Here is a 22,461-nt window from a genome sequence, read left to right as displayed (position 1 = left end):
AGCCCGCGATGCCCTTCGCCCGCCTCGCCACCGCCACCACGCCGACGTGCCACATCGGCCTCGGCCTGGCCGCCGTCGGCCGTCCCGGCTACATCAACCTGGGCCGGGACGAGGACCTCGGGGAGAACCACAGCGTCGACGCCCTGCGCGACCGCACCCATGAACTCCTCGACGCCGCCTACGCGCAGGGCGTGCGCTACTTCGACGTGGCCCGCTCCTACGGCCGTTCCGAGGAGTTCCTCGCCGACTGGCTGAACGCCCGCCCCGACGTCGACGACGTGGTCGTCGGCAGCAAGTGGGGCTACACCTACACCGCCGCCTGGGCCACGGACGCCGAGAAGCACGAGGTCAAGGACCACGGCCTGGCGACCTACGAACGCCAGCGCGCCGAGACCGACGTGCTGCTCGGCGACCGGCTCGACCTCTACCAGATCCACTCCCTGACCCCGGACAGCCCGGCCCTCACCGACAAGGACCTGCACGTCAAACTGGCCGAGGCGGCCGCCCAGGGCGTGAGCGTCGGCTTCTCCACCAGCGGCCCCGCCCAGGCCGACACCATCCGCGCCGCCCTCGCGATCACCGTCGACGGCAAGCCCCTCTTCCGTACCGTCCAGTCGACGTACAACCTCCTGGAGCACTCCGCCGCCCCCGCGCTCGCCGAGGCGCACGACGCCGGGCTCACCGTGATCGTCAAGGAGGGCATGGCCAACGGCCGGCTCGCCGCGCCGCATGCCCCGGAGATGCTGAGGGCCGTCGCCGAGGAGACCTCCCTCGGCTGTGACGCCGTGGCGCTCGCCTGGATCCTGCGCCGGCCCTGGGCGGGCGTCGTCCTCTCCGGCGCGGCGACCGTCCCGCAGCTCTTCTCGAATCTGCACGCCCCCGCCGTCGACCTCGACGCGGATCAGATGACCCGCCTGGCCACGCTCGCCGAGGACCCGCGCGCCTACTGGGAGCGTCGCGGACAGCTGCCCTGGCACTGATCCGACACCCTCTTTGACCAGCACCTATGAGCCGCACACGCCCAGTGTGAGACAAATATGTCTCATGTGGGCTACTCTTGTCTCATGGCCTTGGATCGTGACCACGTGCTGCGCAGCGCAGCCGCCCTGCTGACCCGTAAGTCCACCGCGACCATGGACGAGGTCGCCAAGGCCGCCGGGATCAGCCGGGCCACGCTGCACCGCCACTTCGCCGGGCGCGACGCGCTCGTCCGGGCGCTGGAGGCGCTCGGCATCGCGGAGTGCGAGGGGGCCGTGAGCCGCGCCCGGCTGGACGACGGGCCCGCCGGCGAGGCCGTCCGCAGACTCGTCCGCGAGATCCAGCCCGCCGCCGGACTCCTCGCCTTCCTCTACGGCGAGAGCCAGCTGTGGGAGGGCGACCGGCAGAACGACGGCTGGCAGCGACTCGACGCCCGCATCGGCGCGGTCTTCCAGCGCGGCCAGCGCACCGGCGAGTTCCGCATCGACCTCACCCCGGTCTGGCTCACCGAGGCCCTGTACGGGCTGATCGCCTCGTGTGCCTGGGCCACCCTGGACGGCCGCGTGGCCGCCCGTGACTTCCCGACCATGGTCGCCGAGCTGTTGCTCGGCGGCGCCGTACGAAGAGAGGAATCATGACCAGCACCCTGCAGCCGGCCGGTGCGACGGAGCTGGAGAAGCGCCCGGGCCGCTGGCTCGCGCTCTCCGTCCTCGTCCTGGCCGTGCTGCTGGTGGCCGTCGACGCCACCGTCCTCGGCCTGGCGACCCCCTACATCAGCGAGGACCTGAACCCCTCCGGCACCCAGCTCCTCTGGATCGGCGACGTCTACTCCTTCGTCATCGCGGGTCTGCTGGTCTCCATGGGCAGCCTCGGCGACCGCATCGGCCGCAAGCGCATCCTGCTCCTCGGCGCCACCGCGTTCGGCGCGATCTCCGTCCTCAACGCCTATGCGACGACACCGGAGCTGATGATCCTGGCGCGGGCGCTGCTCGGTGTCGCGGGCGCGACCCTGATGCCCGCCACCCTCGCCCTGATCCGCAACCTCTTCCACGACCCGCGCGAGCGCAGCCTCGCCGTCGGCATCTGGGGCGCGACCGCCTCGGCCGGTACGGCGGTCGGCCCGATCGCCGGCGGGTTCCTGCTCGAACACTTCTGGTGGGGCTCGGTCTTCCTCATCAACCTGCCGGTGATGGCCGTCCTCGTCCTCGTCGGCATCCGCACGCTGCCCGAGTCCCGCAACCCCCACCCCGGCCCCTGGGACCTGGCCAGCGTCCTGCTGTCCCTGGTCGGCATGATCGGCGTCGTCTACGCGGTCAAGGAGGCGGCGACCCACGGCTTCACCTGGCCCACGCTCGCCGCGGGCCTGCTGGGCGCGGCCGCGCTCCACGGCTTCGTACGCCGCCAACTCACCATGCCGGTCCCGCTCTTGGACATGCGGCTGTTTCGGCGGCGCGGCTTCAGCGGGGCGGTCCTCGCCGACCTGCTGACCGTGCTCGGCATGTCCGGCCTGGTGTTCTTCCTCTCCCAGTACCTGCAACTCGTCCAGGGCAGGCGTCCGTTCGAGGCAGGCCTGGCCGAACTGCCCGCCGCCGTCGGCGCGGTGGTGGCCGGCCTGCTGGCGGGCCGCGCCGCCCGCCGCTTCTCGGTACGGACCGTGGTCTCGGGCGGTCTCGCCGCCGTGGGCCTCGCCCTGGCCGCGCTGACGACGCTGGGGGTGTCGACGGGCTACCCGGTCCTCGGCGCCGCACTGCTGGTCGTCGGCGTCGGGGCCGGCTTCTCCTTCACGGTGACGGCCGACGTGATCCTCTCCAGCGTGCCCAAGGAACAGGCGGGCGCCGCCTCGGCGGTCTCCGAGACGGCGTACGAACTGGGCGCGGCCCTGGGCATCGCCCTGCTGGGCTCGATCGTGACAGGCGTCTACCGCGACTTCACGGGCCCGGCGGGAACTCCGGCAGCGGCTCACGAATCACTCGGCGCCGCGGCGGATTCAGCGACGAAGATGCCCGCGCACACGGCCGAGCAGATGCTGGACGCCGCCCGCGAATCCTTCGTCCACGGCCTCCAGCTGGCCTCGGGCGCGGGAGCGGCGGTCCTGCTGACGGCATCACTGGCGGCGTGGTTCCTGCTGAAGGGGCAGAACTTGGAAAGCGCCGGATGAGGTGAGGTACCTGGGGGCGCGGGGCTGTGTCTGGCATGCGGCCCCGCCGTGTGGGCGCGAACAGCGACCACGAACCCGCACCCGAGGACCGGCCCGACTGCCGGCGGCGCTACGCGGCTTTGGCCTTCGTGGCGTACATGTCCACGTACTCCTGTCCACCCAGCCGCATGACCTCGGCCATCACCGAGTCGGTCACGGCCCGCAGCACATAGCGGTCCCGGTCCATCCCGTCGTACCGCGAGAACTCCATCGCCTCGCCGAAGCGAACGGTGACCCGGCCGGGCCGCGGAATGCCGGAGCCCCCCGGCTGCAGCTTGTCCGTGCCGATCATGGCGAAGGGGACCACCGGCGCACCGGTCATCAGCGTCAGCCGCGCGATGCCGGTGCGCCCCCGGTACAGCCGGCCGTCGGGCGAGCGGGTGCCCTCGGGGTAGATCCCGAAGATCTTGCCCTCCTCCAGCACCCGGCGCCCGGTCATCAGCGCGGCCACGCCGCCGTTCGCCCCGTCCCGGTCCACCGGGATCATGCCGACGCCGGTGAAGAACCACGCCATCAGGCGGCCCTTGAAGCCCTTGCCGGTGACGTACTCGTCCTTGCCGATGAAGTGCACCTGGCGCTTGGTGACGATCGGCAGCACGATCGAGTCGATGAACGTGAGGTGATTGCCCGCCAGGATCACCGGCCCGTCCCCGGGGATGTGCTCCACGCCCTCCACCTGTGGGCGGAACATCAGGCGCATGATCGGTCCGAGCACTGCCTTGATGAGCCGGAAGCGGGACAACGGGTCCTCCGATGCCGAGAGGCGTTATGAGTCTGTGCAGGTGAGGACATTACTCGCGGGGCCCTGCCGAACGCACATCGGGGACGCCCGGTTCACTCAGGTCTTACGAAGTGTTGACGTGGGTTTACCGACGGTGTCCGCCCGGCGACGCCCCGGCGGCCGGCTGCCACAGGTCACACGGTGTCACCCCGGCGTTCGGACACAGGTCTCCCCTCGGTCATGACCACGCCCCTACGATCGGCCGGACCTCACGAGTTGACACGTGCCCCGGAGTCACACGGGCTCCATGGGCGGACGAAGACGGCAGGAGACGCCCATGGGCAGCGACCAGGCGAACGAGCGGACTCAGGACACCCGGACCCGGACCACCGGACGGCGGGCGATCCTCGGCGCGGCGGTGTTCGGAGCGGGCGGGTCGGTCCTCGGACTGCCGGACGCCGCGGCCGCGGCGGAGGCCCGCGGCGCGCGGCCCGCGGCCCGGGGCCTGAAGAGCCTGCCGGTGCCGACGATCATCGGCCACCGGGGCACCAGCGGCTACCGCCCCGAGCACACCTTCGGCTCCTACGACCTGGCGCTGGACCTGGGCGCCGACGTGGTCGAGGCCGGTGACCTGGTGCCCACCAAGGACGGACACCTCGTCTGCCGGCACGAGCCGGAGATCGGCGGCACGACCGACGTGGCCGACCATCCCGAGTTCGCCGACCGCCGGACCACCAAGACGCTGGACGGGGTCGCCACCACCGGCTGGTTCACCGAGGACTTCACCCTCGCCGAGCTGAAGACGCTCCGCGCGATCGAGCGCATCCCGGCCAACCGGCCGCACAACACCCTCTACAACGGGCGCTGGGAGATCCCCACGTTCGAAGAGGTCCTGAAGTGGCAGGACGAGCAGACCCGCAAGCGCGGCAAGCAGGTCTGGATCTACCCCGAGACCAAGCACCCCACCTACTTCCGCCGGCTGGGCCTCGGCCTGGAGGAGCGGGTGGCGAAGCTGCTCGCCAAGTACGGCAAGGACGGCCGTGACGCGCCGGTCATCCTGCAGTCCTTCGAACCCACCAGCATCCAGCGGCTGAACCAGCTCGTCGACAACCCGCTCGTCGTGCTGCTGTCCTCGGCCGACAGCCGCCCCTACGACCTCGTCGAGGCGGGCGACCCGCGCACGGTCGCCGATCTGATCACGCCCAAGGGGCTGCGCGAGCTCGCCGGTTACGCGCAGGGCATCGGCCCGACCCTGGACCTGGTGATACCGAAGAAGGCCGACGGCACCCTGGGCGAGCCGACCACCCTGGTCCGCGACGCGCACCGGGTGGGCCTGGTCCTGCACCCCTACACCATGCGCAACGAGAACCCGTTCCTGCCGGCGGAGTACCGCAAGGGCAGCGCGGCCGACGCCTACGGCGACCCCTTCGGCGCGTTCAGGACGTACTTCGCGACCGGCATCGACGGCGTCTTCACCGACAACGCCGACACCGGCCTGCTCGCCCGCGCCGACTTCCTGGCCGGCTGAGCCGAGCGCCGGCCGGGAGTCGCCTGAGTCCCCGTCAACCGTTCGGCCCGCCGCACCCCGTTCGGGCTGACTCCGCGCCGCCCCGGAAACCTGCTCCCGGGGCGACGCGTCGTTCCGCATATGACGTACGACCTCGTAGCCACCCTGAGCCCGCTGCTCACCGCCGAGGCCTCGGCCGAGGCATATGCCGCCGGGAGCGAGCCGGGCGACCTGGAGCAGGCCGTCTGGCTCCGGCTGCTGGAGCGGCTGGAGCGCGACGGGCCGCCGCCGGACCCCGAGGGCTGGCTGCGCAAGGCCGTCCGCGCCGAGGCCCGGCGCAGCCGCCGTACCACCCGGCGCGAACACCCCTACGGCATCGAGCCGGCCGACGACACCCGCCCCGGTCCCGAGCAGCTCGCCGTCACCGCCGCCCGGCACCGTGCCCTGCGCGAGGCGGTCCGCCGGCTGCCCGGCCGCTGCCCCCGGCTGATCGAGGCCCTGCTCTCCCCGCAGGACCTGACATACCGGGAGATCGCGGGGGAGTTGGGTATCTCACAGGGCAGCCTTGGCCCGGAACGCTCCAGATGTCTGGGATGTCTACGGCGTTTGCTCGCACCGGAGGTTGCGGCGCGCGAAGCGCGGGGATAGGAGTGGGAACGACAGGTGATCAGGTGAGCGGGAGGCGTGCGCACATGGGCATGAGCGTGACCATCTCGGTGGCGACCGAGCAGGATGCGGAGCAGATCTTCAGGCTCCAGTACCTGTGCTTCCAGAGCGAGGCGGCGCTGTACGGCAATTACCGCATCGACCCGCTCGTCCAAACCCTGGACTCGGTCCGGGCGGAAGTCGCCTCCGACTGCGTCTTCGTCGCCCGGCTCGGTGACGAGGTGGTCGGCTCCGTGCGCGGCAAGGTCACCGAGGACGGCTCGGCCGCCATCGCCAAGCTCTGCGTCCACCCCCGCCTGCAGGGACACGGCATCGGCGCGCGGCTGCTGCGCTCGGCCGAGGCAGCGCTGGTGGAGGAGCGGGGCGCCACCCGCTTCCGTCTCTTCACGGGCCACCGCAGCGAGGGCAACCTCCGTCTCTACCGCCGCTCCGGCTACGAGACGGTCGGCCGCTCCAAGGGCGCGGACGGCGTCGAGCTGCTCATTCTCGAGAAGCAGGCGGGGGCGTACGCCGCTACGGCGTGACGGTGCTCCGCGACTTCCGCAGCCAGTACATCGCGGAGATCGGCAGCAGCACGGGAATGAAGACGTACCCCATCCCGAAGTCGGACCAGACGGTCGCGTCCGGGAAGGCCGAGCTGTCGACCACGGTCCACGTGCCGACCAGGAGCACACCCGCGAGTTCGGCGGCGCAGCACACCAGCGCCGCCTTGCGGGCGGTCTCCCCGCCCCGGACGAGTGAGTACGTGATGAACCCGTACACGACTCCCGCCACGGCCGACAGGGAGTAGGCCAGCGGCGCCCGCTGGAAGTCCGTCGCGATCTGGAACACCGAACGCGACACCGCGCCGACGACCATCACGCCGTAGAACCAGACGAGCAGCATGCCCGGCCCGCTGATCAGCCGGGCCGGCTTCTCCTGCACCGCCGTCACGTCAGCCTCCCCAGATGTCATAGAGCCGCACCTCCAGCACGGCCAGCACCACACCGCCGGCGGCCGCCGTCACCGAGCCCCACCGGGTCCGCTCGGCCAGCGACATCATCCCCGCCGCCGGCACACAGGCGAACGCTCCCAGCAGATACGCCACGAAGATCGTCGTACCCTGTTCCGGCTTCTCGCCCCGCACCAGCTGCACGATCCCGATCACCAGCTGGAGCACGGCCAGGACCGACACCACGGCCATGCCGATGAAGTGCCAGTCCTTGGTCGGCTGGTCGCGGTACGCGGCCCAGCCGCACCACGCGGCGAGCAGCAGCGCGGCGATCCCGGTCACCAGCGTCAGGGCATTGAGCATGCGGAGACCTTATTACGGCCGAAACGGGCGCCGGCCGCCGACCCCGCCGTACGCCGTAGGGTCTAGACCATGACGATCCACGCACAGGCCCTCCTCTTCGACAACGACGGCACCCTCGTCTCCTCCCTCGACTCCGTCGAGCGCTGCTGGGCCCGGTGGGCCCGGGAGTACGGGATCACGGCCGAGGACTTCGGGCGCGTGGAGCTGCACGGGCGGCCCGCCGCCGAGATAGTCGCCGACCTGCTGCCCGCCCACGTCGTGCCCGAAGCGGTCGCCAGGGTCGAGCAGTTGGAGGTCGAGGACGTGCCGAACGGAGGCGTCCGGCTGCTGCCCGGCACGAGCGAGTTTCTGGCGGGTCTGCCCGCCGAGCGCTGGGCCGTCGTCACCTCGGCCACCCGGCGGCTGGCCGAGGCCCGGCTCGACGCCGTCGGCATCCTGCCCAAGACGCTGATCGCCGCCGACGACATCACGCGGGGCAAGCCCGACCCCGAGCCCTACCTCCTCGCCGCCCGGCAGCTGGGCGTCGACCCCGCCCGCTGCGTCGTCTTCGAGGACGCCCCGGCCGGGCTCCAGGCGGGCCGCGCCGCCGGGATGACCACCGTGGCGTTGGCCACAACCCACCGGGCCGAAGAGCTGGCCGCCGACCTCGTCGTGCGCGACCTGTCGGCCTTGTCCGCACTGGTCACCGACGCGGGCCTGGAGATCTCCGTCCGCGACTGAGGCCCGGTCCCGCACTGTCCGCCGCTGTCCACTATGCGGACAGCGGCGACCGGTCAGGAGTGACCGTCTGCTTTACTTGCCGCATGACCACGACGAGCTGCCGCACCCTTGCGACCGAGGCGACCATGACGCCCGGTGCTCGTTGTATGTGTCGCCTGATGTGTCGAATGTGCGCCTTCTAGAGGGCCCCCGCATCAGCTGAGCCTCGCGCCCCGAAGCGAGAGCCGTGGCATGTCCGTGCGCCGTAGGCCGTACGAGACGCACGACCACCCGCCATGCCGAAACCGCATGCACCCGTGCCCGGGCACACCCACGCCCGCGCACTCGACAGTGACGGAAATCCTGTGATCACCACCTCGGGCCTGACCAAGGTCTACCGCTCCCGCGGCCGAGAGGTCACCGCCCTCGACGGCGTCGATCTCCACGTCCGCGAAGGCGAGGTCTACGGCGTCATCGGCCAGTCAGGCGCCGGCAAGTCCTCCCTCATCCGCTGCGTCAACCTGCTGGAGCGCCCCACCTCCGGCACCGTGACCGTCGCCGGACAGGACCTCACCGCCCTGGCCGGCCGCGGCCCGCGCGCCGGCCGGGAACTGCGCCAGGCGCGCAGCCGTGTCGGCATGGTCTTCCAGCACTTCAACCTGCTGTCCACACGCACCGTGCAGGACAACGTCGAGCTGCCGCTGGAGATCCTCGGCACCTCCGGCAAGGAGCGCTCCCGCAGGGCGCTCGAACTCCTCGACCTGGTCGGCCTCGCCGACAAGGCCAAGGCCTTCCCCGCCCAGCTCTCCGGCGGCCAGAAGCAGCGCGTCGGCATCGCCCGCGCCCTGGCCGGCGACCCCAAGGTGCTGCTCTCCGACGAGGCCACCAGCGCCCTCGACCCGGAGACCACCCGCTCCATCCTCCAGCTGCTGCGCGACCTCAACCGCCAGCTCGGCCTGACCGTCCTGCTCATCACCCACGAGATGGACGTCGTGAAGTCCATCTGCGACTCCGCCGCCCTCATGGAGCGGGGCCGGATCGTGGAACACGGCACGGTCAGCGAACTGCTGGCCACCCCGGGCTCCGAACTGGCCGCCGCGCTGTTCCCGGTGAGCGGCGAGCGCACGGGCGACGACCGCACCGTCCTCGACGTCACCTTCCACGGCGAGGCCGCCACCCAGCCGGTCATCTCCCAGCTGGCGCGCACCTACAACGTCGACATCTCGATCCTCGGCGCCGCCATCGACACCGTCGGCGGCCTCCAGATCGGCCGCATGCGCATCGAACTGCCCGGCCGCTACGAGGACAACGTGGTTCCGATCGGCTTCCTGCGCGAGCGGGGCCTGCAGATCGACGTCGTCGGCGACGAGGGCCGGGGCCCGGAGTCCGTGCTGGTGAAGGAAGGTGCCAAGTGACCTGGTCCGAGATGCAGCCGCTGCTGTCGCAGGCCTGTACCGACACGCTCACGATGGTGGTCTGGTCCACCCTGATAGCCGTCGCCGTGGGCCTGCCGCTCGGCGTCCTCCTCGTCCTCACGGACCGGGGCGGTCTGGTGCAGAACGTCGTCGTCAACAAGGTGATCGGCCAGATCGTGAACGTCGGCCGGTCGATGCCGTTCATCATCCTGATGGTCGCGCTGATGACCTTCACGCGCTGGGTCACCGGGACGACGATCGGGACGACCGCCGCGATCGTGCCGCTCGCCATCGGCGGCATCCCCTTCTTCGCGCGCCTGGTCGAGACGGCTGTCCGCGAGGTGGACAACGGACTCGTCGAGGCCGTGCAGTCCATGGGCGGCAGCACCTGGACGATCGTCCGCAAGGTCCTCGTCCCCGAGGCCCTGCCGTCGCTGATCGCCAGCACCACCACCACGATCATCGCCCTCATCGGCTACTCCGCCATGGCCGGCACCGTCGGCGGCGGCGGGCTCGGCGACCTCGCCGTCCGCTACGGCTACCAGCGCTTCGAGACCCAGATGATGTGGATCACCGTCGCGATCCTCGCCGTCGCCATCTCCCTCATCCAGTTCGCGGGCGACTTCGCGGCCCGTTCCCTGCACAGCCGCGGCGCCCGCTCCGGCCCCGCGCCGAGGCTCCGCCTGCTGAAGGCGAAGGAGTCGGCCGCGGCCGACGTCAGCAAGGCCGCCTGACACCCCCTCAGTCCCCCCGTTCACCCGTACACGGGGTCGCACCACCCATAAGGAAAGGCACTTTTCGTGCGTAACACCGCCAAGCTCACCACCGCCGTCCTCGCCGCCGGAGCCCTCACCTTCGGACTCTCCGCCTGCGGCTCCGGCAACTCCTCCGGCTCCCACGACTACAGCGGCCCGCTGGTCGTCGCCGCCAGCCCGACCCCGCACGCCGAGATCCTCGACTTCGTCAAGAAGAACCTGGCGAAGAAGGCGGGCCTCGACCTGGAGGTCAAGGAGTTCACCGACTACATCGCGCCGAACACGGCGACCGAGGACGGCTCGGTGGACGCCAACTACTTCCAGAACCAGCCGTACCTGGACGACTTCAACAAGAAGCGCGGCACCCACATCGTGCCCGTCGTCACGGTGCACCTGGAGCCGCTCGGCCTGTACTCCCACAAGGTCAAGAAGGCCGACGCGCTGAAGAGCGGTGCGACCGTCGCCGTCCCGAACGACGCCGTCAACGAGGGCCGCGCCCTCAAGCTGCTCGCCGACAACGGGCTCATCACCCTCAAGTCCGGCACCGGCGACGAGGCCACCCCCCAGGACATCGCCAAGAACCCCAAGCACCTCCAGTTCAAGGAGGTCGAGGCGGCCCAGACCCCGCGCTCCCTGGACGACGTCGACGCCGCCGTGGTGAACGGCAACTACGCCATCTCCGCCGGTCTCAAGCCCGCCAAGGACGCGATCCTGCTGGAGTCGACGAAGAACAACCCGTACGCCAACTTCCTCGCCGTGAAGAAGGGCAACGAGAACGACCCGCGCGTCAAGAAGCTCGCCAAGCTCCTCGTCTCGCCCGAGGTCAGGAAGTTCATCGAGGACAAGTACCAGGGCTCCGTCCTGCCGGTGACCCAGGGCTGACGGTCCGTCCGCGCCGCCGCGACCCGCACGGGGTCCGCTCCCGCAGCACCGCGGGAGTGGACCCCGTCGTGCGGTCGAGTGGTTTCATGCTGCATGCTGGGCAGTTCAGCGGGCCCGGCCCTGACGGCCTCTCAAGTCTTCCGAAGGTTACGGAGTGGCGCATGACTAGCACCTTCCCCAACATCTCCATCAGCACGGAGCGGTTGGTGCTGCGTCCCCTCGACGTGGACGACGCGCCCGCCCTGGCCGAGATGATGAACGACGAGCAGGTCGGCGCCTGGACCGCCGTCCCGCAGCCGTACGGCGAGGACCGGGCCCGCCACTGGATCACCCGCTACGCCCCCGCCGAACGCATCGCCGGCCGCGGCCTCGACCTCGCCGTCACCGAGTTCCTCACCCAGCGCCTGGTCGGCATCGTCCAGCTCGCCAGGACCAACTGGCAGGTACGCTCCACCGAGATGTCGTACATCATCGCGCCCTGGGCCCGCGGCGAGGGCTACGCGTCCGAGGCCGCGCTCGCCACCGCGCACTGGCTCTTCGACGACCAGAAGTTCGAGCGCATCGAGCTGCGCACCGCCGCCGACAACACCGCCGCCCAGCAGGTCGCCCAGAAGATCGGCTCCATCAGCGAGGGCGTCCTGCGCAACGCCTGCATAGTCCACGTCCGCGGCGACGACGACACCTGGAGCGACGTGCGCAGCGACTACATCGTCTGGAGCCTCCTCCCGGAGGACCTCGAGGGCGCCGACGAGCAGCTCGCCGACACCGGCGGATTCGCCACGTACGCCGACTGGAACTGACGTCCGGGCGGTGTGCGGGCTCGCCCCGGCGCGCGTCCGACAGCTCCACCGGGTAGTCTCAACCAGCCCCACCATGGGCCCGTACCCCTGACGACCTGCGAAAACCTGGAGACTGACGACCATGGCCGACCGGGTGACGGTGATCGGCTGGGACGGCTCGCCGCTGACCGCGACGGCACGCGCCGCGCTCGGCGCCGCCACGCTCGTGGCGGGCGCCGCCCACCATCTGGCCCTGCCCGAGGTCCCGCTCGCCGCCGAACGCATCCGCCTGGGAAGCGTCGCACTCGCCGCCCGCCGCATCGCCGCGCACCGCGGCACCGCCGTCGTGCTCGCCGACGGCGACCCCGGTTTCTTCGGCGTGGTGCGCACCCTGCGCGCGCCGGAGTACGGCCTGGAGGTCGAGGTCGTCCCCGCCGTCTCCTCCGTCGCCGCCGCCTTCGCACGCGCCGGCATGCCCTGGGACGACGCCCAGGTCGTCGTCGCCCACCGGCGCACCCTGCGCCGCGCGGTGAACGTCTGCCGCGCCCACACCAAGGTCGCGGTCCTCACCTCGCCCGGCGCCGGCCCCGCCGAACTCGGCCTGCTGCTCGACGGCGTCCACCGCACCTTCGTCATCTGCGAGGAACTCGGCACCGAACGCGAGCAGGTCAGCGTCGTCACTTCCGACAAGGCCGCCGACCACACCTGGCGCGACCCCAACGTCGTCATCGTCATCGGCGGGCCCGCCGCGGGAGGTGTCCCGGGGGAGGGCGGCGGCTGGATCGCCGGCCGCGACCCCGGCATCGGCCCGCGCGGCTGGGTCCAGCCCGACGAGTTCTACGTCGCCGGGCCCGAGGGCGGCCCCGGTGGCGAGCCCGGTCGCGGTCCCGCCGGTGGTCTCGGCGAGGGCGAGACGGAACTGCTGCGCGCCGCCCAACTCGCCCGGCTCGGGCCCCGGGTCGGCGACCTCGTCTGGGACATCGGCTGCGGCTCCGGTGCCTTCGCCGCCGAGGCCGCGCGCGCCGGAGCCGCCGTCATCGCCGTCGACCGGGACCAGGAGGCCTGCGTCCGCACCGACGCGGCCGCCCGCCGCTGCGGCGTGCAGCTCCAGGTGGTCCGGGGTACCGCCCCGCACGTGCTGGAGAACCTGCCCGAGCCCGATGTCGTACGCGTCGGCGGGGGCGGCGCGGCTGTCGTCTCCGCGGTCGCCGACCGGCGCCCACAGCGCATCGTCACCCATGCCGCGACCCGGGACGCCGCCGAACTCGTCGGCCGCGACCTGACCGAGCACGGCTACCGGGTCGAGTGCGCCCTGCTCCAGTCGGTTGCCCTCGACACCCGCGCCTGGACCGAGACCGAGCGCAGCGTCGCCTTCCTGCTCACCGGAGAACTGCTGCGGCGCGAAGCGCCTCGTTGAGGGGTGGTGGTCGGGAGGCGGGCGGGCCCTCCCGGAACGCGCCCCGTGATCGTGTTGTCGTACCGCGCGCGGTAGGCTGGCCGATCGTTGTACCGCACCGGGCGGCCCGGAACTTCGTTCGCCAATGTCCGGAAAGCGCGCCCGTTTTGGGGTGGGTGTGGTACTGCGGAACCGGAGGACGCGCAACGTGGCGCAGTCCACAGCGGACTGCGGCGGATCATGCTGTCGCGACGGCGCAACGGCCGGGACAATGCCACTGAATGGCTTTGTCGCCTTTTCCGGCGGGTCGTTCGTGCCGCTGGGCACGGACGCTCGTTCTTCACTGCGGGCGGTCGGTGCGCCGTTCCGCATGAGCTGGTCGTAGGAGAGCACTAACCGATGGGCGAGGGGTACGCATGACCGACACCGGCCAGGTCCCGGGCGAGGGACAGCCGGAGAGCGCAGGCATGGTGGAGCAGCCGGGCGTCGCCGCGCACGGTGCGTACACCTACCTCTCCGAAGCGCCCGCCGAGGACGAAGAGCTGCTGCTGCCCGGCGCCCAGGGCGCGTGGGGCAACGAGGTACCGCCGCCCGCTCCGGAGCCGGTCCTGGAAGCCGTGCACGAGCCGGGTCCGCACGAGACGGCCGGCCGTGACAGCGGTTCCGTGGACCTCGGCGGCGTCCGGCTGCCCGACCCGGCCCCGGTGTCCGCGCCGGCGGCCCCCGTCTTCTCCGCGCCGCAGGATCCGCAGGCCGCCGCGCAGCCGCCGCGCCGCCCGCTGCACCTCGGCCCGCCGATCCCGGACGCCTCCGCCAGCCCGGTCCGCTCCCTCGCCGACCGCGGCCCGGCCGGCGCACCGGTGCGCCAGCCCGCCCCGGCACCGGTCGGCCCCGAGTATCTCGACGCCCAGCCGCTGGGCGAGACGGGCCCGCAGAACGCGGTCCCCTGGGGTACGGCGCCCGCGCCGGTGGCCGAGGCGCCCGCATCGGCCCCGGCTGCGGAAACGGTTGATCCGGCGGTCGTCACACCGGACGCCGGTGTCGCGGCGGATGCCGCCCTCGCGGTGGACGCGGCGGAGGCCGGGACCGCGGTTCCGGTCGAGTCCGTGGCTCCGGCGAACGACGCCGTGCCCGCGGGTGTCGCGGTTCCGGCAGAGGGTGTGATCCCGGCGGAAGCGGCGGTTCCGATGGAGGCCGCCGCCGTGCCCGCGGAGGCCGCGGTCGCCGCCGTGGACGCCGCGGATCCCTCGGCCGGCGCCGACCAGGCCGCCGTCGCCCCGGTCGCGAGGCAGACGGCCGGCGACGCGCTCGCCGCCGCGCCGGTCGTGCACGGTCACGACGGTGTGCAGCCCGCGGCCGCCCACGACGGGGTCTACGTGGCTCCGGCCGTCGTCGCGGCTCCCGAGAAGGTCGAGGTGGCCGTGGTGGCACCGGAGAGCGGCGCGGCCGAGCAGGCCCCCGCCGAGGCAGCACCCGTCGTCGCCGAGGCCGCGCAGCCCGCCGCCCCGGTCGACGCCGTGGTGGTGCAACCGCCCGAGGAGGCTCAGGCCGTCGAGGGCGCCGAGCCCGTGCAGGCCGCCGGTGCGGCCCAGCAGGCCGCGGCCCCCGAGCAGGGTGCAGAGGCGCAGGCCGTGCCGGTCGCCGAGGCCCCCGTTGCCGCTGCCGTGCCCGCCGCGCCCGTCGCGCCTGCCGAGGCGGAGGCGGCTGCGGCCGTCGCCCCGGAGGCCGTCACCCCGGCGCGGCCCGAACCGAGCACCCCCGCCGCCGACGTCGTACCGCCCGTCGAGGCCGTGCCGGCGCCCGAGCAGCCGGCCGCGCACGCTCCGGAGGCGGCGCAAGCGGCGGAAGCCGCGGAAGTCGAGGCCGCGGTGCCGACCGCGCCCGCCGCCGAGGCCCCCGCGCCCGCCGCCGACGTTCCCGCGGCGCCCGAGCCGCAGCCCTACCCGGCCCAGGGCCCGCAACTGGCCGAACCCGTCCCGCCCCTCGTGTCCGCCGCGCCCGAGGCCCAGGCGGTGCCCGAGGCAGCACAGCCGGCCGCGGAGCAGCAGGCCCAGCCCGCCGCCGTCGAGTCGCAGCCGCAGCCCGAGGCGGCCGCACAGGACATCGTCGCTCCCGGGCCGGTCGCCACCCCCGAAGCGCCCGCCGCCCCGGCCGGCGCGGAGCCCGAGCCCATCGGAAACGTCGCCGAGCCGCAGGCCCAGGTCCCGGCCGCCGCCGAGGCCGAGCAGGCCGAGCCGCTGCCCTCGCACGTAGCGGCGGAGCCGCGGCCGGAGCAGCCGCTCGGACAGTTCGTGGCCGTCGACGGGCAGGTGCCCACCACCCCGCACCTGGCGCCGACCCCGCCGTACCCCCTCGTCCTGCCCACGGAGGAGCCGCAGCAGGCGGTGCCCACGGTGCCCGCACCGCGCGAGGGGGACCAGGCCCTCGCATCCGCGGCGCCGGACGCGGGGCACGCGCCCGATGTCGTACAGCACGCGGAGGACCTCCGGACCAGGGCCGCCGACCAGGAAGAAGAGGACACGGCCGCAGTGGCGGAAGCACGACAGCCCGCCGGCCCGGCCGCGCCCGGCTACGACGACGCCGAGCGCGAGGCCGTCCTGAAGGTGATGCGCGAACGCCGCGACATCCGCAACGGCTTCCGCAGCGACCCCATCCCGCACGAGGTGCTGCTGCGCGTCCTGGAGGCCGCCCACACGGCGCCCTCCGTGGGCCACTCGCAGCCCTGGGACTTCGTCGTCATCCGCTCCGCCGACACCCGGCGGACGATGCACGAACTGGCGATGCGGCAGCGCGACGCGTACGCCAAGTCGCTGCCGAAGGGCCGGGCCAAGCAGTTCAAGGAACTGAAGATCGAGGCCATCCTCGACACCCCGGTCAACATCGTCGTCACCGCGGACCCCACCCGGGGCGGCCGCCACACCCTCGGCCGTCACACGCAGCCGCAGATGGCGCCCTACTCCTCGGCGCTCGCGGTGGAGAACCTCTGGCTCGCCGCCCGCGCCGAAGGCCTCGGCGTCGGCTGGGTCAGCTTCTTCGACGAGCGGGAGATGGTCCGCGCGCTCGGCCTGCCCGAGCACCTGGAGGTCGTCGCGTACCTGTGCGTCGGGTACGTCGACGAGTTCCCGGACGAGCCCGAGCTGATGCAGGCCGGCTGGTCCAAGCGACGCCCGCTGTCCTGGGTGGTGCACGAGGAGACGTACGGCCGCCGCGCCCTGCCCGGAGAGGAACCCCACGACCTGCTTGCCGAGACCGTCGCCCAGATCCGCCCGCTCGACGCCAAGGCCCTCGGCGAGGCCTGGGAGCGCCAGAAGCGCATGACCAAGCCGGCCGGCGCGCTCGGCATGCTGGAGATCATCTCCGCGCAGCTGTCCGGGCTGTCCCGGCAGTGCCCGCCGCCGATCCCGGAGCCTGCCGCCGTCGCCATCTTCGCAGGCGACCACGGGGTGCACGCCCAGGGCGTCACCCCCTGGCCGCAGGAGGTCACGGCCCAGATGGTGGCCAACTTCCTCGGCGGGGGAGCGGTCTGCAACGCCTTCGCCGCGCAGGTCGGCGCCGAGGTGTGCGTCGTGGACGTCGGTGTCGCCGCCGACCTGCCCGCCACGCCCGGCCTGCTGCCCCGCAAGATCCGGGGCGGCACGTCCGACATGACCACCGGCCCCGCGATGACCCGCGAGGAGGCCAAGGCGGCCATCGAGGTCGGTATCGAGACCGCTCGCGACCTGGTCGCGGCCGGCAACAAGGCGCTGCTCACCGGCGAGATGGGCATCGCGAACACGACCGCGTCCGCCGCGCTGATCTCGGTCTACACCGGCGCCGATCCGGCGGAGGTCACGGGTCGTGGCACGGGCATCAACGACGAGACGCTGGCCCGCAAGACCGAGGTCGTGCGCCGGGCGCTGGAACTCCACCAGCCGGACCCGGCCGACCCGCTCGGCGTCCTCGCGGCCCTCGGCGGCTTCGAGCACGCGGCCATGGTCGGCCTCCTCCTCGGCGGCGCCTCGCTGCGTACGCCGGTGATCCTGGACGGTGTCAGCGCCGGTGCCGCGGCCCTGGTCGCCCGCGCCATCGCCCCCGAGGTGCTCGCGGCCTGCATCGCGGGCCACCGCAGCGCCGAACCGGGCCACGTGGCCGCCCTCAACAAGCTGGGCCTGCGCCCCCTGGTGGACCTGGACCTGCGCCTCGGCGAGGGTACGGGCGCCCTCCTGGCCCTCCCGCTGGTCCAGAGCACGGCCCGGGCGATGCACGAGGTGGCGACGTTCGACTCGGCAGGGGTCACCGAGAAGTAGGCGGCACGGCACGGGCGGTCCGGTGTTCACCTGCCGGACCGCCCGTGCCCTGTGTCCCACGCACAGCTAAAATCGCACGTCAGGGCCGCTCCGAAGGTGCAGCGGGCCCCCACCGCACAGCTGCACGAGGAGCCGCCCCTCATGGCCGAACACCCCGCCTACCCCGTAGGCCTCCGCCTTTCCGGCCGCCGCGTGGTCGTCCTGGGTGGCGGGCAGGTGGCCCAGCGCCGTCTGCCCGCGCTCATCGCGGCGGGCGCGGACATCACCGTCGTCTCCCCGCGGGCGACCCCCTCGGTCGAGGCCATGGCGGACGCGGGCGAGATCACCTGGGAGCGGCGGCCCTACGCCGACGGCGACCTCGCCGAGGCCTGGTACGCCCTCATCGCCACGAGCGACCCGGAGGCCAACTCGGCCGCCTCCGCCGAGGCCGAGCGCCACCGCGTCTGGTGCGTGCGCTCCGACGACGCCGACCGGGCGACCGCCTGGACCCCGGCGACCGGTCACAGCGAGGGCGTCACGGTCGCGGTACTCACCACGGACGCGCGCGGCCGCGACCCCCGGCACACCGCCGCCATCCGCGACGCGGTGGTCGAAGGCCTGCGCGACGGAACCCTGGTGGCACCGCACCACCGCACCCGTACGCCCGGCGTCGCCCTGGTCGGCGGCGGCCCCGGCGACCCCGACCTGATCACGGTCCGCGGGCGCCGCCTGCTCGCCGAGGCGGACGTCGTCATCGCCGACCGGCTCGGCCCGCGCGACCTGCTCGCCGAACTGCCGCCGCACGTCGAGGTGATCGACGCGGCGAAGATCCCGTACGGCCGTTACATGGCCCAGGAGGCCATCAACGACGCGCTGATCGAGCACGCCAAGCAGGGCAAGTCGGTCGTCCGGCTCAAGGGCGGCGACCCGTTCGTCTTCGGCCGGGGCATGGAGGAGGTCCAGGCGCTCGCCGAGGCCGGGATCCCGTGCACGGTCGTCCCCGGCATCTCCAGCTCGATCTCGGTGCCCGGCGCGGCCGGCATCCCGGTCACCCACCGGGGCGTCGCCCACGAGTTCACGGTCGTCAGCGGTCATGTGGCTCCCGACGACGAGCGCTCCCTGGCCGACTGGCCGTCGCTGGCGAAGCTCACCGGCACGCTCGTGATCCTGATGGGCGTCGACAAGATCGGGAAGATCGCCGAGACGCTCGTCGCGCACGGCAAGTCCCCCGACACCCCCGTCGCGCTGGTCCAGGAAGGCACGACGGCCGCGCAGCGCCGCGTCGACGCCACCCTCGCCACGGTCGCCGAGACCGTGCGCGCCGAGGAGGTGAAGCCGCCGGCGGTCATCGTCATCGGCGAGGTCGTGACGGTCGGCCCCTCGCCGGCCCGCTGACCATGCGTGGCTCGATCACGCGTAACCCGGGGTAACACACCCCCGCCCCAGCCGTTGGCAGCACCTCCAGGACAAGGCAGTATCACCCTGTGGCCTCTCTCATCACCGTCGAGGATCCCGACGACCCGCGTCTCGCCGACTACACCGGACTGACCGACGTCGAACTGCGCCGCAAGCGCGAGCCCGCCGAAGGCCTGTTCATCGCCGAGGGCGAGAAGGTCATCCGCCGGGCCAAGGAAGCGGGCTACGAGATGCGCTCCATGCTGCTCTCGGCCAAGTGGATCGACGTCATGCGCGACGTCATCGACGAACTGCCCGCCCCCGTCTACGCCGTGAGCCCCGAACTCGCCGAACAGGTCACCGGCTACCACGTGCACCGCGGCGCCCTCGCCTCCATGCAGCGCAAGCCGCTGCCCACGGCCGGCGAACTGCTGCGCTCCGCACGCCGGGTCGTGGTCATGGAGTCGGTGAACGACCACACGAACATCGGCGCGATCTTCCGATCGGCCGCGGCGCTCGGCATGGACGCCGTCCTGCTGTCGCCCGACTGCGCCGACCCGCTGTACCGGCGCAGCGTCAAGGTCTCGATGGGCGCGGTGTTCTCGGTGCCGTACGCCCGCCTGGAGACCTGGCCCAAGGGCCTGGAGTCGGTCCGCGAGGCCGGCTTCACGCTCCTCGCGCTCACCCCGGACGACAAGGCCCGCTCCCTCGACGAGGCGGCCCCCCACACGATGGACCGGGTGGCCCTGATGCTCGGCGCCGAGGGGGACGGGCTCTCCACCCAGGCCCTGGTCGCCGCCGACGAATGGGTGCGCATCCCCATGTCCCACGGCGTCGACTCGCTGAACGTGGGCGCGGCCGCGGCGGTGGCGTTCTACGCGGTGGCGACCGGCCGCCCGCGGTCCTGACGGCCGCCCCGGCCGACGCTCACCGCCGGGCGCCTACGGCCGGGCGCTCACCGACCGGCGTCCGGGTCCGGAGCCGCTCCGTACCGCGGAGCCGCCGCGTCCCGGTCCGCCGCCGGGCCCCCGGCCTGCGGCTGCTGCTGCCGTAGCTGCTGGGCGCGCTGCCCGTCGCCGTCGCCGCCGAGTCCGCGCGCCGGACCCTGGCAGCCCTGCGCCAGCGCGATCCCGAGCGCCACGAGCAGCGTCACCACGACGAACACGAACAGCCGCTGCCGCAGCAGACGCGGATTGGCCGGCCGCCGTCCGGTCCCCGTCGCACGCGGCCCCGGCCGCCCGGTACCGCCGCGCGGAGCGGGCCGGCCGCCGCCGCGCGGGACGCCGCCGCGCGGTGCGGGTGTCGGACGAGCCGTACCCGGCCGCGCGCCGGCCCCCGCACCGCGCGCGCTGCTGCCGCCGCGCGCGGGCGCCCCGTTCCGGGGCGGCACACCGCCGCCCCGGGAGGGGACACCGCCGCGCGGCGCCGGGGTGCCGGCGGCCGGGCGCCGCTGGGTCTGCTGCTGCTCGGGGTAGGTGTTGACGAGCCGGCCCGTGGGCCGGTCCGCCTCCGCGGCGCGCGGCGCGGGCGGCCGTACGCCGGCCTCCATGCCGTGCGCCTCACGGGCGGCGATCTCCTTCAGCCGCAGCGACAGCTGGAGCGTGCTCGGCCGGTCCTCGGGGTCCTTCGCCAGACAGGCCCGCACCAGCGGCGCGAGCGCGTCCGGCACGCCGAACAGCTGCGGCTCCTCGTGCACGACCCGGTACAGCATCACCTCGGAACTGCCCTGTCCGAAGGGGGAGTCACCGGTGGAGGCGTAGGCGAGCGTCGCGCCCAGCGAGAAGACGTCGGTGGCCGGGGTGACGGCCGCGCCGCGCACCTGCTCGGGCGCGAGGAAGCCGGGGGAGCCGACCGCCGTGCCGACGTGCGTGAGGGTGGAGGCACCGGTGGCCCAGGCGATGCCGAAGTCGATGATCCGCGGCCCCTTCGGGGACAGCAGGATGTTGGAGGGTTTCAGATCCCGGTGCACGACCCCGGCCTCGTGCACCGCGACCAGGCCCTCGGACAGGGCCGCGCCGATCGCGGCGGCGTCGGCCGCGACGAGCGGGCCCTCGTCGGCGACCTTGTCGTGCAGGGAGGGGCCGGGCACGTACTGGGTGGCGAACCAGGGACGCTCGGCCTCCAGGTCGGCCGCGACCAGCCGGGCCGTACAGCCGCCCCGGATGCGCCGGGCCGCCGAGACCTCACGGGCGAACCGCGACCGGAACTCCTGGTCCTCCGCCAGATCGGGCCGGATCACCTTCAGCGCGACGCGCTGCCCCTTCTTGTCGGAGCCGAGGTAGACCACGCCCATGCCGCCGGCGCCGAGCCGTCGGTGCAGCCTGAACGAGCCGACGACGCGCGGGTCCTCGCGCCTCAGGCGCATCATCGCCATGTTCATCCCCGCTGCCCGGCCTCTGTGACGTGGCACAGCTTACGTTTCCACGGCCGTCGGCGCGCAGAGGCCGCGCCCTCCGGCCCGAACGGATTGTGCCGACCGTCCGCCTGATGTGAGACAGGGTCAGCACCCTGGACCGGACAGCACCCTTGAGCGGCCCGTGCTGTCAACCGGCAATCAGGACAAGGGGGTTGAAGCGGCGTCAGGGCGGTCGGCACCGTTCGGTGAACCCGCCGGACGCCCGCCGTGCGCCGACCGGTCAACCGCCGACCGGGCGGACGGCGGGACGGGCGCGGCAGCCCTCCCGCCCGTCGTCCGAGTGATCGAAGTCACTCCTTCTGCACCCGGATGCTCCGGAAATGACGGGATACGGCGGACGTCCCCTCAGGGAAGACCCCGAGACCCGCTCCGCTGTCTCCACCCTGGGGAGTACTCCCCAGCTCACGGCTCATCCTCCGGGAGGCCCGGCAATCGGTACGAGGGCATGACGCCCCCAGGGGGCCGCGCGCCTAGATTTGTGGACAAGCGGCGGGTGCAGCACTCGTCCCCCGAGGTCAGACACCCGCCGCTCCGAGAACACAAGACGGTCAGGAGAGGGACCATGGCCCACACGGCACCGCGGCGCACGTCGTTCGCACCCCGTCGTACGGGCCGTCGCCACCCGCTGGTGGCGACGCTCATGGCCCTTCCCCTGGCGGCCCTGCTCCTGCTCGTCTTCGACGGCTGGGAGACGGTGGCCACACAGGCGTCGTCCGTGGGTGCGATGCTGGGGCGCTGAGCGGCGACCCCAGGCCCGGAAGAGCGGTCCGGGCGGGGACATCCATCCAGGAAACCCCGTGGGGACGGGGGTGCGGCGGACGGCACGAATGCCGGCGCAGCTGGGGAGCTGCGCCGGCATTGCGCCGTTCCGGGGCCGGTCTCGCACACGCGCCCACGGTCCGCCCACCGCAGGAGTCGGCCGGGCCCGCACACGCCTGCGGCTCCGATCCCGGCCGGTCGCGCGGTGTCCCGCGCCCATGTCATCAGGGCAGGGAGGACGGCGGCGACGGCACGCGCCGCGCGTCCCGGCCCCTGCCCGCCTCCAGTCCCCCCGCCCCCCCGCCGGCGCAACCGTCGTACGCTCACCCCTCACCCC

20 protein-coding genes are annotated in these 22,461 nt (G+C 73.1%); 16 read left to right on the top strand and 4 right to left on the bottom strand.

The features are described from left to right. The first annotated feature begins 8 nt into the window (after nt 1-8). The 3 genes from BIV23_RS00675 (at nt 9) to BIV23_RS00665 (ending at nt 3,136) form a co-directional block, all read left to right on the top strand. Complete coding sequence (locus BIV23_RS00675; protein WP_071378706.1) at nt 9-980, top strand: aldo/keto reductase; 972 nt, start codon at nt 9-11, stop codon at nt 978-980. A gap of 84 nt (nt 981-1,064) precedes the next feature. Next, nucleotides 1,065-1,616 carry a TetR/AcrR family transcriptional regulator gene (locus BIV23_RS00670; protein WP_071378705.1) on the top strand — a complete coding sequence of 184 codons (552 nt, stop codon included), beginning with the start codon at nt 1,065-1,067 and terminating at the stop codon, nt 1,614-1,616. After that, nucleotides 1,613-3,136, top strand: a complete 1,524-nt coding sequence (locus BIV23_RS00665; RefSeq protein ID WP_071378704.1) for an MFS transporter — start codon at nt 1,613-1,615, stop codon at nt 3,134-3,136. Before BIV23_RS00670 ends, BIV23_RS00665 begins: the two co-directional genes overlap by 4 nt. Nucleotides 3,137-3,245: 109 nt before the next feature. On the opposite strand, the gene BIV23_RS00660 is transcribed toward BIV23_RS00665, so the two are convergent. Then, entirely contained in the window at nt 3,246-3,917 is a 672-nt protein-coding gene (locus BIV23_RS00660) for a lysophospholipid acyltransferase family protein (RefSeq protein ID WP_071378703.1), read from the bottom strand. A gap of 316 nt (nt 3,918-4,233) precedes the next feature. Between BIV23_RS00660 and BIV23_RS00655 the strand changes: the two genes are divergently transcribed. The 3 genes from BIV23_RS00655 (at nt 4,234) to BIV23_RS00645 (ending at nt 6,593) form a co-directional block, all read left to right on the top strand. Beyond that, complete coding sequence (locus tag BIV23_RS00655) at nt 4,234-5,424, top strand: glycerophosphodiester phosphodiesterase (protein WP_071378702.1); 1,191 nt, start codon at nt 4,234-4,236, stop codon at nt 5,422-5,424. 120 nt (nt 5,425-5,544) lie between these two features. After that, a complete protein-coding gene (locus BIV23_RS00650) occupies nt 5,545-6,051 on the top strand; it encodes an RNA polymerase sigma factor (protein WP_071378701.1) in 507 nt (168 codons plus the stop codon). Between the two features lie 44 nt (nt 6,052-6,095). Next, a complete protein-coding gene (locus BIV23_RS00645; protein WP_071378700.1) occupies nt 6,096-6,593 on the top strand; it encodes a GNAT family N-acetyltransferase in 498 nt (165 codons plus the stop codon). Here BIV23_RS00645 and BIV23_RS00640 read toward each other — a convergent pair. Both BIV23_RS00640 and BIV23_RS00635 read right to left on the bottom strand, forming a co-directional pair. Continuing rightward, on the bottom strand, nt 6,583-7,002 hold the full coding sequence (locus BIV23_RS00640; protein WP_071378699.1) for a hypothetical protein: 420 nt from the start codon (nt 7,000-7,002) through the stop codon (nt 6,583-6,585). The genes BIV23_RS00645 and BIV23_RS00640 overlap by 11 nt on opposite strands. Nucleotide 7,003: 1 nt before the next feature. Then, nucleotides 7,004-7,363: a hypothetical protein gene (locus tag BIV23_RS00635; protein ID WP_071378698.1), complete on the bottom strand. Its 360-nt coding sequence runs from the start codon at nt 7,361-7,363 to the stop codon at nt 7,004-7,006. 69 nt (nt 7,364-7,432) lie between these two features. Here BIV23_RS00635 and BIV23_RS00630 point away from each other — a divergent pair, with 69 nt between their 5' ends. The 9 genes from BIV23_RS00630 to BIV23_RS00590 all read left to right on the top strand — a co-directional run bounded on the left by BIV23_RS00630 (nt 7,433) and on the right by BIV23_RS00590 (nt 19,857). Further along, a complete protein-coding gene (locus tag BIV23_RS00630) occupies nt 7,433-8,083 on the top strand; it encodes an HAD family hydrolase (protein WP_071378697.1) in 651 nt (216 codons plus the stop codon). 344 nt (nt 8,084-8,427) lie between these two features. Continuing rightward, nucleotides 8,428-9,477, top strand: coding sequence for a methionine ABC transporter ATP-binding protein (locus tag BIV23_RS00625; RefSeq protein ID WP_071378696.1), 1,050 nt, complete (start codon nt 8,428-8,430; stop codon nt 9,475-9,477). Further along, nucleotides 9,474-10,211 carry a methionine ABC transporter permease gene (locus tag BIV23_RS00620; protein WP_071378695.1) on the top strand — a complete coding sequence of 246 codons (738 nt, stop codon included), beginning with the start codon at nt 9,474-9,476 and terminating at the stop codon, nt 10,209-10,211. The genes BIV23_RS00625 and BIV23_RS00620 overlap by 4 nt, the downstream gene beginning before the upstream one ends. A 66-nt stretch (nt 10,212-10,277) precedes the next feature. Continuing rightward, nucleotides 10,278-11,114, top strand: a complete 837-nt coding sequence (locus BIV23_RS00615; protein ID WP_071378694.1) for a MetQ/NlpA family ABC transporter substrate-binding protein — start codon at nt 10,278-10,280, stop codon at nt 11,112-11,114. Nucleotides 11,115-11,275: 161 nt separating this feature from the next. Continuing rightward, nucleotides 11,276-11,914 (top strand): GNAT family N-acetyltransferase, encoded by a 639-nt coding sequence (locus BIV23_RS00610; protein ID WP_071378693.1) that lies wholly within the window; start codon nt 11,276-11,278, stop codon nt 11,912-11,914. A gap of 121 nt (nt 11,915-12,035) precedes the next feature. Further along, complete coding sequence (gene cbiE, locus BIV23_RS00605; RefSeq protein ID WP_071378692.1) at nt 12,036-13,310, top strand: precorrin-6y C5,15-methyltransferase (decarboxylating) subunit CbiE; 1,275 nt, start codon at nt 12,036-12,038, stop codon at nt 13,308-13,310. A 395-nt stretch (nt 13,311-13,705) separates the two neighbouring features. Beyond that, a complete protein-coding gene (cobT, locus tag BIV23_RS00600) occupies nt 13,706-17,575 on the top strand; it encodes a nicotinate-nucleotide--dimethylbenzimidazole phosphoribosyltransferase (protein WP_071378691.1) in 3,870 nt (1,289 codons plus the stop codon). 141 nt (nt 17,576-17,716) lie between these two features. Beyond that, nucleotides 17,717-18,949, top strand: coding sequence for a uroporphyrinogen-III C-methyltransferase (cobA, locus tag BIV23_RS00595; RefSeq protein ID WP_071378690.1), 1,233 nt, complete (start codon nt 17,717-17,719; stop codon nt 18,947-18,949). Between the two features lie 89 nt (nt 18,950-19,038). Beyond that, a complete protein-coding gene (locus tag BIV23_RS00590) occupies nt 19,039-19,857 on the top strand; it encodes a TrmH family RNA methyltransferase (RefSeq protein ID WP_071378689.1) in 819 nt (272 codons plus the stop codon). A gap of 47 nt (nt 19,858-19,904) precedes the next feature. Here BIV23_RS00590 and BIV23_RS00585 read toward each other — a convergent pair whose 3' ends face one another. Then, nucleotides 19,905-21,329, bottom strand: a complete 1,425-nt coding sequence (locus tag BIV23_RS00585; protein WP_245790265.1) for a serine/threonine-protein kinase — start codon at nt 21,327-21,329, stop codon at nt 19,905-19,907. 598 nt (nt 21,330-21,927) lie between these two features. On the opposite strand from BIV23_RS00585, the gene BIV23_RS50060 reads away from it, so the two are divergent. Continuing rightward, on the top strand, nt 21,928-22,104 hold the full coding sequence (locus BIV23_RS50060) for a hypothetical protein (protein ID WP_177235595.1): 177 nt from the start codon (nt 21,928-21,930) through the stop codon (nt 22,102-22,104). Nucleotides 22,105-22,461: the final 357 nt, after the last annotated feature.

Source organism: Streptomyces monashensis (genome assembly GCF_001866665.1).
Classification (GTDB): Bacteria; Actinomycetota; Actinomycetes; order Streptomycetales; family Streptomycetaceae; genus Streptomyces; species Streptomyces monashensis.
Note: the sequence above shows the minus strand (reverse complement) of the source record. Positions and strands in the feature narration are given on the sequence as shown.

Excerpts from the sequence above, each read along its gene's own strand:
- BIV23_RS00675 (WP_071378706.1), top strand. The coding sequence starts at position 9 with ATGCCCTTCGCCCGCCTCGCCACCGCCACCACGCCGACGTGCCACATC.
- BIV23_RS00670 (WP_071378705.1), top strand. The coding sequence starts at position 1,065 with ATGGCCTTGGATCGTGACCACGTGCTGCGCAGCGCAGCCGCCCTGCTG.
- BIV23_RS00665 (WP_071378704.1), top strand. The coding sequence starts at position 1,613 with ATGACCAGCACCCTGCAGCCGGCCGGTGCGACGGAGCTGGAGAAGCGC.
- BIV23_RS00655 (WP_071378702.1), top strand. The coding sequence starts at position 4,234 with ATGGGCAGCGACCAGGCGAACGAGCGGACTCAGGACACCCGGACCCGG.
- BIV23_RS00650 (WP_071378701.1), top strand. The coding sequence starts at position 5,545 with ATGACGTACGACCTCGTAGCCACCCTGAGCCCGCTGCTCACCGCCGAG.
- BIV23_RS00645 (WP_071378700.1), top strand. The coding sequence starts at position 6,096 with ATGGGCATGAGCGTGACCATCTCGGTGGCGACCGAGCAGGATGCGGAG.
- BIV23_RS00635 (WP_071378698.1), bottom strand. The coding sequence starts at position 7,363 with ATGCTCAATGCCCTGACGCTGGTGACCGGGATCGCCGCGCTGCTGCTC.
- BIV23_RS00630 (WP_071378697.1), top strand. The coding sequence starts at position 7,433 with ATGACGATCCACGCACAGGCCCTCCTCTTCGACAACGACGGCACCCTC.
- BIV23_RS00610 (WP_071378693.1), top strand. The coding sequence starts at position 11,276 with ATGACTAGCACCTTCCCCAACATCTCCATCAGCACGGAGCGGTTGGTG.
- cbiE (WP_071378692.1), top strand. The coding sequence starts at position 12,036 with ATGGCCGACCGGGTGACGGTGATCGGCTGGGACGGCTCGCCGCTGACC.
- cobT (WP_071378691.1), top strand. The coding sequence starts at position 13,706 with ATGACCGACACCGGCCAGGTCCCGGGCGAGGGACAGCCGGAGAGCGCA.
- cobA (WP_071378690.1), top strand. The coding sequence starts at position 17,717 with ATGGCCGAACACCCCGCCTACCCCGTAGGCCTCCGCCTTTCCGGCCGC.
- BIV23_RS00585 (WP_245790265.1), bottom strand. The coding sequence starts at position 21,329 with ATGAACATGGCGATGATGCGCCTGAGGCGCGAGGACCCGCGCGTCGTC.
- BIV23_RS50060 (WP_177235595.1), top strand. The coding sequence starts at position 21,928 with ATGGCCCACACGGCACCGCGGCGCACGTCGTTCGCACCCCGTCGTACG.